Genomic DNA, 13,223 nt, shown 5'->3' on the forward strand with positions numbered 1-13,223 from the left:
TATAAACTCCTTATTCGCTCAAACTTCAAAATAAAAGCAAGCATACATTGGACGTCCTTCTCCACATCATCATTGAATGGTGAAGCAAGACGCAATACATACACGATAACTCTTTCAGTATACACGCCTTCGAAAAAACTATAAAGCACGACATAATCCCGATGTGCATGCAGAAATAGGAAAGGAGCTGAGGAAACTTAATGTCCCATCCCCCTTCCTCTTATGAATATAACAAGTGAGTATATTGCCCTGTAAAATGAATGGCGTGTCATGCCTTTTTCACATCACACGATGATGGGACAGCTACAACTTCTGAAAGTTTGACTTTGCGATCCTCTTTCAGTGATAACGTGCACGCATCAGCTGTCGCAATCGATTCAAGGGCTGCCACACCATTCGTCAACTTCACATAAGCGTCATCTATAGTGCCGCCTTGTAAAATATGGTGCAAATAAGCCATTTCTTTATCGATACATGTTTGTAACCATTGTGGCGTTCTGACACCAGGATGACCATATGCGATTGCGCCGTCCATGCCACGTCCTGTATAAATGGCTGTCCGTTCATCATCTTCCTGTTGCGTTTCATGAATTAAGAAATGTGACTCACCCTCACCTTTCACACGTAACGTGCCACCTGTATGATAAAGGTCTAATTTAATGGCGCCTAATGTCCCTTCAATCAAGACGTAATGCTCGCCCCAACGAAACGCATTGCCATATTCTAAAACTGCAAAGCGTTGATCTTCGTATTCTAAATTGATGAGTAACATATCATCTTCATCGCCAAATTGTTCACCTTGATGATACACATTGCCACCGACCATCGTTACTTTGTCTGGGAGCCCACCCATCATAAATTGAATGCAATCCAGTTCATGAATGTGATGATATAAATGGCCACCCGACAGATCGCGCAGTTTTTTCCATGAGACAGTGGGTTGTGGCTCTTCCCAACCTGTTCTTGCTGCATGACAGTACAACACTTTTCCAATTTTGCCTTCCATAATGAGTGCTTTCGCATGATGCACACCGTTGAAGAAATTCATAATGTGACCCGCCATAAACAGCACTTGGTTTTCTTCACACGCTGCGACCATCGCTTGACAATCTTCATAGTTTAACGCAATCGGCTTTTCACAAAAGACATGTTTACCGTGTTCAGCAGCTTTGACGACAGGTTCACGATGTAAATAACTCGGTGATGCGACAATGACACAATCGACATCATCACGAGACACAAGCGCATCCAAACTTTCACAATGATCTGCACCGAGTTCTGTCGCAATCGTTTCACCATGCTCTGGGTCATATATTGCTGTGACATGTGCATCAGCCATTTTTGCGAGTGAACGTGCCAAATCAGCACCAAAGTAACCCGCACCGACAATGCCATAATTGACCATAGTTTCCCCCTCATTTTCCACTAGAATTAATGATTTTCTAACACTTTAAATACGAGCTTTTTCACAGGTTGCGCGTTATTGCCAATTTTCGGTTGATGTAAATCTTCTTCAAATGTAATCAACACATTCGACGGTGTCATATCCACCAATTGATATTGTTCACCTTTAAATAGCGCAAAATCATCCGCCTCATTATAAGCTGATGTCTGTTCAGCAAATTGTGGTGACGTTACCGCAATTTTTTCTGTATTTTCTAGCACTAAATGAATGTCGATGTACTTTTGATGATTTTCAAATTGTTGTCCGGGCACACCATCTGCCACATAAGACATACAATTCGCAAACACATTGTCCCCATCAATCTCCACTCTGCCAAGTTCAAGTGTCGTCAAATCCGTATTCTGGAGAAAATCTACAACTTTTCTGAAATGTGGATTCACCGCAATATATCTTTTCAAATCTTCACGTTCTGCAACAATCATTCCGAACACCTCTCCTTAATTAATGACGTTTTTCCCAACTCTTATCTGCAAGAATTTCAGGGATGTCATGAATCGTTGTAAATTGTGGTGCTGATGCTTTGTTTCCAGTTAATAATGACACAACGTAACCTACCACTAAAGACACACTGATTGAAATGAATGAATATGCCCAGTAATTGACTGCTTCTGGAGGTAACACATATTTAATGCACACCATCACAATTGTCGCAACAATTAATGCCGCATAAGCCCCTTGTTTATTCGCTTTTTTAGTGACAAATCCTAAAATGAAAATACCACCAAGTAAGCCGAGTACGAGACCCATAAAGCCGTTGAACCATTCGTACGCGGATTTAATATCAGAATGTGCCATCACAATCGCCACTAAAATAGAAAAGATACCAACTAGCAATGAAACGGTTTGCGCAATCCGTGTACGCATTTTATCAGACATTTCTTTCGCAACCACTTCTTGAATATCTAAAGTCCAAGATGTCGCTACTGAGTTTAAACCTGTTGAAATCGTGGATTGAGCTGCTGCATAAATCGCGGCTAATATAATACCTGTCACCCCAACCGGTAACTGATATGCGATAAAGTAAATAAAGATTTGATCTCGCGGAATCGCTTTTGTTGCTTCACTCACATTTTGAAGCTGGTAAAACACGTATAAACCTGTTCCAATTAAATAGAACACTGTCGCTACCCCTAATGATAACACACCGTTTGTGAACAACATTTTATTTAGCTTTTTAATATTTTGTGTTGTCGTAAAACGTTGTACTAAATCTTGAGAAGAAGCATAAGATGAGAAGATTGTTAAACCTGAACCGAATACAATTAAGAAAATCGAGCCTGATAAAATGTTCGGATCAAACCATTTTTCGCTAGGTGCAATAAATTTGCCGTGTGTCAGTTGTTCTGTAATCGCCCCCATACCGCCATCAATATCTTTAATCAATACGAATAAAGCGATAAGCGCACCAGCAGATAAAATGACTCCTTGAATAAAGTCTGTCCAAAGTACGGATTTCAACCCTCCAGTATATGAGTAAATAATTGCAATCACACCCATAAGAATGATCAAAATATTAATATTAATACCTGTTAATTTCGCCAACCCAATTGAGGGTAAATACATAATAATTGACATCCGTCCGAGTTGATAAATGATAAACAATAACGCTGAAATCACCCGTAACGATTTTGCTTCAAAACGTCGCTCAAGATAATCATAAGCCGTATCGATATCCATGCGTGCAAAAATTGGAAGCACATATTTAATCGCTAATGGAATCGCAATGAGCATCCCTAACTGCGCAAACCATAAAATCCAACTGCCTGCATAAGAGTTCCCTGCAAGCCCTAAAAATGAAATAGGACTTAACATCGTCGCAAAAATAGATACTGACGTCACATACCACGGGACCGAGCCATCCCCTTTAAAGAATTCTTTCCCTGACATTTCTTTTTTCGAGAAGTAGAGCCCTGCTACTAAAACAGCGAGTAAGTAAACAATTAACACTATTAAATCTACTAATGTAAAACCAGTCGTATTCATTTTCAACACTCCTTTATGATCGTTCACTAAGATGCAAGAAATCGTTGTCTTGTCACGTCAATCATGTCAGCTGCTTGTTGTGCAATGACTTTATCTTCTTCTGTCAATGGTTCTAACGGTGCACGCACTGAGCCTAAATCTACATTTTCATTGATTCTGAGCACTTCTTTTGCGACTGCGTACATATTGCCATGTCCAGACACTAATTTTGAAATGATGTCATTAATCATAAACTGAAGTGCTTGTGCTTGCGCCATATCTTGATCAATGATGAGTTGATTCAATTTCACAAACAAGTCTGGCATCACACCATATGTACCGCCAATGCCAGCTTGCGCGCCCATCGTGCGACCACCGACAAATTGTTCGTCTGGACCGTTAAATACGATATAGTCCTCACCCGTAGCCGCCACAAACGTTTGAATGTCTTGTACAGGCATAGAAGAGTTTTTCACGCCAATCACACGAGGGTTTTTACGCATCGCCGCATACAACTGATTCGTCAGCGCAACACCCGCTAATTGTGGAATATTGTAAATCACAAAATCTGTATTCGGTGCCGCTTCACTGATCGTATTCCAATACTTTTCGATTGAATATTCTGGTAATTTAAAGTAAATCGGTGGAATCGCCGCAATCGCATCGACACCGAGTTGTTCAGAATGCGCCGCTAAAATCGCACTCTCTTTGGTGTTGTTACACGCGACATGGTTAATCACGGTGATTTTACCTTTCGCGACATCCATCACTGCCTCAATAATTTGTTTACGTTCTTCAGTAGTTAGATAAATACATTCCCCTGAAGAACCATTGACATAAAGGCCTTTTACACCTTTTTCAATTAAATATTTCACTTGTTGGCGTACGCGTTCTTGACTGACTTCTCCATTTTCGTCGTAGCATGCGTAAAATGCCGGAATAATACCTTCATACTTTGTTAAATCTCTCATATTCATTCTCCTCTCCACAATCATTCACGCTAATCTCGTCACATTATTTATATAGATATTTTATTGCGCAATGCTTATAAAACGATGTGCATCCCCTTTTTGATTTGAACATTATGCCTCTTTATCAATAATGGTTTGATCGTAGTACTTCCGCCTTTGAGGGTCCTCCAAATAGTAAGAAAACAAACAATCTGTCATGAGTAATATAGGAAATTGTGGTGAAATTATATTTCCATATGCTAAATTTTTATTCGCCGCCAAAAGTAATATTTCATCACACATTAACTCATGCTCTGTAAGATTTTTTGTCGTCATAAGTACTGTACTAGCCCCTCTTTTGTGAGCTGATGTCAATGCAGTAAGTACTGCCCCCGTTTTCCCTGAAATTGAAGCACCAATCACGAGACATGACGCATCGACTAACAAATTATTCCAGACGAACATGTCATTATCTTCAATCACTTCGCAAATAATGCCGAGTCTCATAAATCTCATTTTCATTTCTTTTAATGCTAGTGCCGAACTTCCCTTTCCATAAAGGTACACGCGCTCAGCTCGATCGATCATCTCTTTAATATGTTCTAACTGGTTTTCATTAATAATTGAATAATTTTTACGAAGCATCTCTTCATAATCAAACAAAACTTTTTGTGTTAAGTCTTTGTATGCAAGAATATCCTCTTTTTCACGCATCATTTCTCTATAATGAAACAAAAATTCTCTAAAACCCGTGAAACCACACTTTTTTGCAAACCGTGTCAATGTCGCTTTAGACACATGCAGTTGGTGGCTAAACATCTCAGACGATAAATCCTCAACAGTCACTTGTTTCAGAAAAAATTGTGCGACCTCTTTTTCTGTCGTTGTCATATTTTCAAGATTTGATTCAATCATCGGAACGAGTACTTTATAAAACCTCATTGTTCACACCTCGTTGTTGTAAGCGTTTACATAAATAATTGTATGCCGTTCTGTTCTTTTTTTCAAGCAATACTATTATTTTAGAAACGAGTTTCAGAGTAAAACTAATATTAATTAGAAATCATTTTAGATCGACTTCTGCTTCATTTTTAACACGTTAATTTACTCTCTCTCTTACCCAAATGCCCCTTCTTTGCTGATATATGTGACAAGTTTGTTTCAATTTTTTAATTTCCTAAATAATAGTTTTGATTGTCAGTAAATGTTAGTTTATGTATTCATATAGAAATGGTATATTTTTTAACGTGGACTTGTTAATGAAAGACAAAATGTTTAATAGAACTAGAGGAGTGTAAGTAATGAACATGGTCGCACTATTAATTGGTTTAGGACCGCTCATTGGTTGGGGTCTTTTTCCTACAATCGCATCAAAATTTGGAGGTAAACCAGTCAATCAGATTATCGGTGCTACTGTTGGGACACTGATTTTCGCGATTGCCTTTTTTATATTTTCAGGACGTCAATTTCCAACAGGGATGGATTTATTTTTCGCCTTACTCTCTGGAGCCGGTTGGTGTTTTGGTCAAATTATGACTTTTAAAGCATTTGAATATATCGGTTCTTCTCGTGCAATGCCTATCACTACGGCTTTCCAATTACTCGGTGCATCACTTTGGGGTGTATTCGCATTAGGTAACTGGCCAGGCCTTACAAATAAACTGATTGGCTTTGCCGCTTTACTTGTGATTTTAATTGGCGCATGGATGACAGTTTGGAGTGAAGATGCGCAAGAAACAAAAAGTAGTAACTTGAGAAAAGCAGTCGTTATCCTATTAATCGGTGAAATTGGCTATTGGCTCTACTCTGCAGCACCACAAGCAACAGACATTGGAGGTAAAGTCGCATTCTTACCACAAGCCATTGGAATGGTATTGGCTGCTGTCATTTACGGTTTAATGACAATGAAAAAAGACAATCCATTCAACAAGAAATTCACTTGGTTACAAATTATTTCAGGTTTCTTCTTTGCTTTCGCAGCATTGACATATTTAATCTCAGCACAACCTAATATGAATGGCTTAGCAACAGGTTTCATCTTGTCTCAAACTTCAGTTGTTTTAGCGACATTAACAGGCATTTATTTCTTGAATCAACGCAAAACTTCAAAAGAAATGTTGATCACAATCATTGGTTTAATTTTGATTTTATCTGCAGCAACAGTCACTGTATTTATTAAATAATCGCCTATACAGCGAGGTAAATAAAAACAGTGCAAGATAAAATCATACGTTTATCTCGCACTTAGAAATAAATGCTTATTTAAGTATTTCATTGAATAAACATCGTATTTAAACAGTGAACTTCCGGCAAAGCCCCACCATTGATTCACTTTTGTGTAATCAATGATGGGGCTTTAAGGTGTTTAGATATCCCTTCATAGATTTATGATTCATTAATCATTTTAAAACAGTCGGAAAATGAGGCGGGAATGGGATACAAAACAATGCTTCAATGGCATCAAAATTTTCTATGTCCCTGCCTCACCAAAACAATTTGTACCCTACACCCTTACATTTTAATGCTTTTTCACATCATAACTCACATTAAAAAATAGACTGTTCAAATACGTCGTTATAACGTCTGAACAGTCTATGGATCATCCTGTATTTTATGAATAGATTTGATGCAAAATAAGTTTAAAAATGGCTACAAGTCCACGTTCAAACAAATTGAGCACTAAAAAGGCTACAATTGGTGAAATATCAACCAGACCTAATGGCGGAATGATACGTCGAAATGGTTCTAAAAATGGCTCATAAATTTTTGACATCCATCTGCCAACTGCGCTTTCTCTTGCACCTGGTAACCACGACATAAAAATGTAAATAATCATTCCAAATGTGTAAGCTTTAACAATGAATAATAGAAATTCAAGGATGGAGGTTAATAACTCGATGTTCATAGCATACTCCCTTATTTATAATGATTTTCCATAGATTCGATATGGTCGGTAATACTACCCGCAACTTCAACATTGTCTGGTGTACATAAGAAAATATCTGCACCAACACGTTGAATATCGCCGCCAATTGCATAAACGGTTCCGCTTAAAAAGTCGATAATACGTTTTGCAGAAACTTGATCAATACGTTGAAGGTTCACAAGTGTGGCACGACGATTTTTCAATTCATCTGCAATGTCTTGTGTATCAGAAAATACACGTGGTTCAAATAAACACATTTTAGAGCTACCATTTTGATAAGTATCTTGTGTTGGGCTCATATTCACCACATTCCCTTGCTCTTGTTTTTGGGCAACTTGCAACTGTTTATCATTTTGAGAAGATTTAGAACGTGACGCTGGACGTTTTGGTACGGATTGGACTGCTCTTGGACGCTCAGATTGTTGTTTGTTCCCTTGTTGTTGCGCTTGCTGTTGCTCACGTTCACGACGGCGTTCTTCTTCTTGAATGAAATCTTCATCTTCCTCTTCTTCAATTGTGAAAAAATTGTTGAACAAATCTTTTATAGCCAATGGATTCACTCCTCTTTTCCTACAAGACGCGTTCCAATTCTAACAAATGTGGCACCCTTTTTCGTGGCAATATGATAATCATTACTCATACCCATCGAAAGTTCAGTACAAGGTGCATATGTAAGGTTCAATGATTGGACTTCATCGCGTTTATTTTTAAGTTTTTCAAAAATGTCTTCTAATTCAGCTTCATTATCTGTGTATGGTGCCATCGTCATCAGACCTACAACACGAATAGGATCATAGTCCGCTAACATTTCAATGAAGGGGATGACCTCTTCTAAAGCAATGCCATGTTTGGATGCTTCACCTGAAACGTTCACTTGGACAAAACATTTGATTTCATGTTCTGCGCGTTTACTAATTTCTTTGGCCAAACTTTGACGGTCTAATGCATGTAAATAGTCAATGTCATTAATGACTTCTTTCACTTTACGTGACTGCAAAGAGCCAATAAAATGCATGTGAACATCGTCTGGTAAAGCTGCTTTCTTCTCTAAAAAACCTTCGATGCGGTTTTCACCAAAATGACGAATGCCTGCTTCATAAGCTTCTTTTGCTCGGTTTATTGTAACATATTTTGTGACAGCAATCACGCGAGGTCTTGTTGCGTCTTTGCGAAAAGTCATATTTTCAGTAATGGTTTGCTCTATTTCTTCTAAGTTTATCTTCACTGACATTTAATCATCTCCACTTTCACTCAATGATTGAGAAATAAATGCTAACATTCTTCCCGTTTTTCCTTTTTCTAAACGATACGAGAAAAATAAATCCAAGTCTTCAGAAGTTGCATATTCTGTACGATAAATATGGTCACGTGGCACGCCGTATTGTTCTAGCAATAATTGGTTCGCATATTTCAAATCAATGCCATGACGGTCTTCGCCACGCGTTTCAATATAGGCAGCACTATCAATCGGCAGTTGTTGAAATTGCTTGAAAATATCATCATTGATTTCATAGCTGTCGGAAGTTGCTGGACCAATGACCACATATAAGTCGTTGTAATCATAAGGAAATTGATCTAGCACACGATGTACAATGGTTGCGACAGTCCCACGCCAACCTGCATGTGCTAAAGCAATAAAATGATGTGAAGGGCTATAAAAGTAAATCGGCACACAGTCTGCATAACACATCGTCAACATCGTATCTTCATCATATGTGAACATCGCATCGATACCATGAAGTGTGTCTTTCGTAAGTGCATCGATATTTTTACCACGATCTGCGCGAGTCACTTCTACGACATGCGCTTCGTGCGTCTGTATTGGAAAGACCCACTGCGTTCTCGGAATACCGATTTCTTGTGCCAACACTTCCTGATGATGGGTAATATTTTCCGGCTGATCATCAATATATCTTGCCATGTTGAATGCTGCGGTTGGATATGCACTCACACCATCATCTCTCGTCGTGATACCGATTTGAACACCTTGTGCCAAACTCGGCTGATAAGACAAATGATGCGCCTTTTTCACAAATAATTCCATCTTAACCCCTCCTTTTTCCTTTTATCTATTAAAAACTGCTAGGACATTGATGAAGTGACAATTGTCCTAGCAGTTCTTGACATCCTATTCAAGATAAATATCACACTTTATCCTGTTGATAGGTGTACTTTATATTTCAACATATCACACGATTAACGACGTGTTCTTCTTGAGCGTCTTTCTTCTCTGTTACGAATAAAGCTTGGAATATCATCGTCCGCTGTCGTATGGCTACGTCCACTTTCAACTTCTTTATCTTGTGTTGAAGTTTGACCTGTATGCCCTCCACCGAAGCTAGATTCTTTTGAGCTTGTTGGCGCGGCACTTGTACCAAAGCCAGAGTGACCTTGTTTACGTGCTTGTGATGAAGGTTTATCTTCAAAACCTGTTGCGATAACAGTAACAACAATTTCATCTTGTAATTCTGGGTTGATGACTGTACCAAAGATCATGTTCACATCTTCATCTGCAGCATCTTGTACAATGTCAGCAGCTTCTTGTGCTTCGAATAATGATAATGATTCGCCACCAGTAATGTTCATTAACACACCTTGTGCACCTACGATTGATGTTTCAAGTAAAGGAGAAGAAATGGCTTTTTTAGCCGCTTCAACTGCACGGTTTTCACCAGATGATACACCGATACCCATTAATGCAGAACCTTGGTTTGACATGATTGTTTTAACGTCAGCAAAGTCGAGGTTCACTTCACCAGATACTGCAATTAAATCAGAAATACCTTGTACACCTTGACGTAATACGTTGTCAGCTTCTTTAAATGCTTCCATCATTGGTGTAGATTTGTCTACAATGTCTAACAAGCGATCGTTAGGAATGACAATTAAAGTATCAACAGCAGCTTTCATTGCTTCAACACCCGCAGCAGCTTGTGTTTGACGTTTACGACCTTCGAAACTGAATGGACGTGTCACAACACCCACTGTTAAAGCGCCCATCTCTTTAGCGATTTTGGCTACAACAGGTGCTGCACCTGTACCAGTACCGCCACCCATACCAGCAGTAACGAATACCATGTCTGCACCTTGGATCGCATCTTCAATTTGTTCACGTGATTCTTCTGCAGCTTTTTTACCAATTTCAGGGTTCGCACCTGCACCTAATCCACGTGTTAGCTTTTCACCAATTTGGATTTTAGATTCTGCTTTAGATAAGTTTAAAGCTTGTCCATCTGTGTTAATTGCAATAAATTCAACATTGTTCATACCGTGGTCAATCATTCGGTTAACAGCATTATTACCGCCACCACCGACACCGATGACTTTAAGTGTCGCTAAATGATTAAATCCTTGTTCAAATTCTAACATTTAAATTTCCTCCTAATCTTTGTAGCCAATCAATCAAACAGTGATTTCATAATCTTCTTGAACTTACTTTCTTCTTGTTTAGGTTCTCCGTGTTCATGTCCATCAATGTCTTCATATACCTCTTCCGAAGTATCATCGTCGACAAATTCAGAATTTGCCGTGTCTTGTGATTGTTGTTTTTTTGTTTTTTTCTTGAAGAATGACTCAAAACCACTTGATTTATGTTCTTGTCGTTTTGAATCGCTTTCAATGATTTCTTCTTCAATTTCTTCATTATCATGATTACTAATTGTAACATAATCCAATAGCTCATCGAAAGCAATACTACTAGAAATTGTGGAAATTGCTGAAGAAAATTCTGGTTTTCTTACTCCCATTTGTGAAGGTGTATGAATGCGTACTTTTTCATTCACCATATCGAGAAGTAATTCTTTTACGCCAAGTAAGTTAGCGGAACCCCCTGTCACTACAAATCCACCGTTGACTTTCGTTAAGCCTAACTCTTGTAAAACATCGAATACTTTAATGAGAATGTCTTCAACACGTGCTTCAATGACATCGCTCAGCTCTTTTTGCGTAAATTGTGCAGGTTCATCAGAGTCAAGTTGGTTTACAGTAAACACATCTTGGTCTGAAGCTGAATCATAAAACGCATGTCCGTATTGTTGCTTAATCTTTTCTGCTGTATCATATGTAGTATTTAAAAATTGTGCAATATCTTCTGTGATGTGACGCCCTGCCATAAACACGACATCCGCATCTACGAGCTCTCCACGTTCATAAAACGCAATCTGAGTTAAATCTTCACCGATATCAATGACACATGCGCCGAGTTCTCTTTCAGTCGCAGTTAATACTGAACGGTAATTCAATGCATCAGAATAAACGTCTAACACATCCACACCACAAGCCTCTACGCATTTAATCATATTAATTAAAATCGATTGATTAATCGCAATGACGCCTGCATCTACTTGTAAAGAGTGACGCGCGACAAGTTCTTTTGGATCTGAAACTTCATTGTTGTCATCCACAATAAAGCGAATTGGGAATGTATCAATGACTTCCGTTTCAGGTTCCGTGTTTTTTTCGCGAATCCCTTCAAGCACCTCTTCGATATGTGTGCCGTTAATTTCTGTATCTTGATGAAATTCGATTTTATTTGTTTCATCAAAAACTTCAGTACTAATGATTGGTAGTTTTAAAAATACTTCTTTAATATCTACGCTTGAAGCGATTGAAGCTTTCTTTATCGTATCTTTAATCGCCTGTTTAGCAAGGTCGAAATCATCAATCAAACCATTCTTGATTCCATTTGTATAGGTCTGCCCTGTACCTATCACATTAATTCCGTTATGAAATTTTTCACCAACAATCGCTTTCACGCTTGATGAGCCGATATCTACACTAACATAATAATGCTCTTCCATAGATAGGCACCTCCTGACATTTCTTTACATAATTAAGCTATTTTAAGTTTACAATAACACACTATCAATGTGAACTATAAACACAGTTGAATTTCAACTTTTTATCACATTTATATATTAATGTAATCTTTTTGTAATGCGCAATCATCTATTTGCAAGGAAGATGACGGCTCAAAAATCATTATCATATCAAAATATTTTTGAGCCTCAGCCTTGCTATTCCGATGATTCTTCATCTTTAATCTTGTTCAAAGCCTTTTGTAAATCATCTTTAGCTTTGTCTTCACTCGCCGTACCACTTTGAACTTCTTTGGCACTCGCTGAACTTGTTTGTCCGTTGTTCACATTGTCATAAGGAATAAATGTCGCACCGACGGATAAATCGATAAAGCCTGATTTTTTCAATTTACCTGTTTCATCTTTCTCTAACGCCTGTGACATACTTGGATAGTATTTCAACTTCTTAGCAATGGTGTTCGTATTCCCAACGACTTCAATCCCATCACGCATAAATAGTTTAATTAAATGGGGTTGATCTTTTTGTGGTGCGCTCACAATTTCTGAAATTTGTGCACGCGTCGTTCGATCCATTTTTTGTAAAGCATCAACGAGATTGCGTTTTTCAGCACCTTTAAATCCTTCAATGTAAGGTGCTTCATTCGGTACTTCCTGTTTATAATCTTTTAACACTTTGCCATTTTCAATCATAGGTACCACACGTGACTTTTCTGTCGTGACTGCAATGATATCATGCTCTTTTATGTTGACTTCAATCGGATTGAACAGCCCTTTTTCAATCGTCACTTCATCAATCAATGCGTTCTTTTTCAAACGCGCCTCAGCATCATCAGAACTATACGCGTAAATGCGTGGATGGTTTTGAATATCCAACTCTTTCAAGATATCTTGCTTAGACACATAATGGTTCCCTTTAATGTCAGCACTTTTAATGTGACTGATAGGTGTAAACATATAAACCAGGATCAATAAAACAATGACAACGAGTATCCCGACAATAATCCGTTGAACCCGACGTTGCTGAATACGTTGTTTTTTTCTCTTTTCTTTTAAATATTCGTTATTAATCTTGGGTATTTCTTTTGTCATCAATCGTCACATCC

Annotated in this window: 13 protein-coding genes; 1 reads left to right on the plus strand and 12 read right to left on the minus strand. The window is 38.2% G+C overall.

The features are described from left to right. Positions 1-268: 268 nt before the first annotated feature. The 5 genes from EL101_RS08920 to EL101_RS08940 all read right to left on the minus strand — a co-directional run bounded on the left by EL101_RS08920 (position 269) and on the right by EL101_RS08940 (position 5,319). On the minus strand, positions 269-1,405 hold the full coding sequence (locus EL101_RS08920) for a Gfo/Idh/MocA family protein (RefSeq protein WP_096596170.1): 1,137 nt from the start codon (positions 1,403-1,405) through the stop codon (positions 269-271). A 26-nt stretch (positions 1,406-1,431) separates the two neighbouring features. Beyond that, entirely contained in the window at positions 1,432-1,887 is a 456-nt protein-coding gene (locus EL101_RS08925; protein ID WP_096596169.1) for a NanQ anomerase/TabA/YiaL family protein, read from the minus strand. Between the two features lie 19 nt (positions 1,888-1,906). Continuing rightward, positions 1,907-3,448, minus strand: coding sequence for a sodium:solute symporter family protein (locus tag EL101_RS08930; protein ID WP_096596168.1), 1,542 nt, complete (start codon positions 3,446-3,448; stop codon positions 1,907-1,909). A 26-nt stretch (positions 3,449-3,474) separates the two neighbouring features. Then, positions 3,475-4,398, minus strand: coding sequence for a dihydrodipicolinate synthase family protein (locus EL101_RS08935; RefSeq protein ID WP_096596167.1), 924 nt, complete (start codon positions 4,396-4,398; stop codon positions 3,475-3,477). Positions 4,399-4,509: 111 nt separating this feature from the next. After that, entirely contained in the window at positions 4,510-5,319 is an 810-nt protein-coding gene (locus EL101_RS08940) for a MurR/RpiR family transcriptional regulator (RefSeq protein WP_096596166.1), read from the minus strand. A gap of 359 nt (positions 5,320-5,678) precedes the next feature. On the opposite strand from EL101_RS08940, the gene rbsU reads away from it, so the two are divergent. Further along, complete coding sequence (gene rbsU, locus EL101_RS08945) at positions 5,679-6,560, plus strand: ribose/proton symporter RbsU (RefSeq protein WP_096596165.1); 882 nt, start codon at positions 5,679-5,681, stop codon at positions 6,558-6,560. A 428-nt stretch (positions 6,561-6,988) separates the two neighbouring features. On the opposite strand, the gene EL101_RS08950 is transcribed toward rbsU, so the two are convergent. From EL101_RS08950 to EL101_RS08980, 7 genes are all read right to left on the minus strand, one after another. After that, positions 6,989-7,282, minus strand: coding sequence for a YggT family protein (locus tag EL101_RS08950; protein ID WP_015728996.1), 294 nt, complete (start codon positions 7,280-7,282; stop codon positions 6,989-6,991). An 11-nt stretch (positions 7,283-7,293) separates the two neighbouring features. Continuing rightward, positions 7,294-7,854 carry a cell division protein SepF gene (locus EL101_RS08955; protein ID WP_096596164.1) on the minus strand — a complete coding sequence of 187 codons (561 nt, stop codon included), beginning with the start codon at positions 7,852-7,854 and terminating at the stop codon, positions 7,294-7,296. A 5-nt stretch (positions 7,855-7,859) separates the two neighbouring features. Next, on the minus strand, positions 7,860-8,534 hold the full coding sequence (locus tag EL101_RS08960; protein ID WP_096596163.1) for a YggS family pyridoxal phosphate-dependent enzyme: 675 nt from the start codon (positions 8,532-8,534) through the stop codon (positions 7,860-7,862). Next, the gene (gene pgeF, locus EL101_RS08965; protein ID WP_096596162.1) at positions 8,535-9,347 is read right to left on the minus strand and encodes a peptidoglycan editing factor PgeF; all 813 of its coding nucleotides are present in this window, start codon (positions 9,345-9,347) and stop codon (positions 8,535-8,537) included. 152 nt (positions 9,348-9,499) lie between these two features. Beyond that, complete coding sequence (gene ftsZ / locus EL101_RS08970) at positions 9,500-10,672, minus strand: cell division protein FtsZ (RefSeq protein WP_019165662.1); 1,173 nt, start codon at positions 10,670-10,672, stop codon at positions 9,500-9,502. A gap of 29 nt (positions 10,673-10,701) precedes the next feature. Continuing rightward, positions 10,702-12,102 carry a cell division protein FtsA gene (gene ftsA, locus EL101_RS08975; protein WP_096596161.1) on the minus strand — a complete coding sequence of 467 codons (1,401 nt, stop codon included), beginning with the start codon at positions 12,100-12,102 and terminating at the stop codon, positions 10,702-10,704. Between the two features lie 216 nt (positions 12,103-12,318). After that, complete coding sequence (locus tag EL101_RS08980; protein ID WP_096596160.1) at positions 12,319-13,209, minus strand: cell division protein FtsQ/DivIB; 891 nt, start codon at positions 13,207-13,209, stop codon at positions 12,319-12,321. Positions 13,210-13,223: the final 14 nt, after the last annotated feature.

It is taken from the genome of Staphylococcus delphini, assembly GCF_900636325.1.
Lineage (GTDB): Bacteria > Bacillota > Bacilli > Staphylococcales > Staphylococcaceae > Staphylococcus > Staphylococcus delphini.

Bases quoted from the DNA above. Each gene is read 5' to 3' on its own strand.
- EL101_RS08920 (WP_096596170.1), bottom strand. From the start codon at position 1,405: ATGGTCAATTATGGCATTGTCGGTGCGGGTTACTTTGGTGCTGATTTG.
- EL101_RS08925 (WP_096596169.1), bottom strand. From the start codon at position 1,887: ATGATTGTTGCAGAACGTGAAGATTTGAAAAGATATATTGCGGTGAAT.
- EL101_RS08930 (WP_096596168.1), bottom strand. From the start codon at position 3,448: ATGAATACGACTGGTTTTACATTAGTAGATTTAATAGTGTTAATTGTT.
- EL101_RS08935 (WP_096596167.1), bottom strand. From the start codon at position 4,398: ATGAGAGATTTAACAAAGTATGAAGGTATTATTCCGGCATTTTACGCA.
- EL101_RS08940 (WP_096596166.1), bottom strand. From the start codon at position 5,319: ATGAGGTTTTATAAAGTACTCGTTCCGATGATTGAATCAAATCTTGAA.
- rbsU (WP_096596165.1), top strand. From the start codon at position 5,679: ATGAACATGGTCGCACTATTAATTGGTTTAGGACCGCTCATTGGTTGG.
- EL101_RS08950 (WP_015728996.1), bottom strand. From the start codon at position 7,282: ATGAACATCGAGTTATTAACCTCCATCCTTGAATTTCTATTATTCATT.
- EL101_RS08960 (WP_096596163.1), bottom strand. From the start codon at position 8,534: ATGTCAGTGAAGATAAACTTAGAAGAAATAGAGCAAACCATTACTGAA.
- pgeF (WP_096596162.1), bottom strand. From the start codon at position 9,347: ATGGAATTATTTGTGAAAAAGGCGCATCATTTGTCTTATCAGCCGAGT.
- ftsZ (WP_019165662.1), bottom strand. From the start codon at position 10,672: ATGTTAGAATTTGAACAAGGATTTAATCATTTAGCGACACTTAAAGTC.
- ftsA (WP_096596161.1), bottom strand. From the start codon at position 12,102: ATGGAAGAGCATTATTATGTTAGTGTAGATATCGGCTCATCAAGCGTG.
- EL101_RS08980 (WP_096596160.1), bottom strand. From the start codon at position 13,209: ATGACAAAAGAAATACCCAAGATTAATAACGAATATTTAAAAGAAAAG.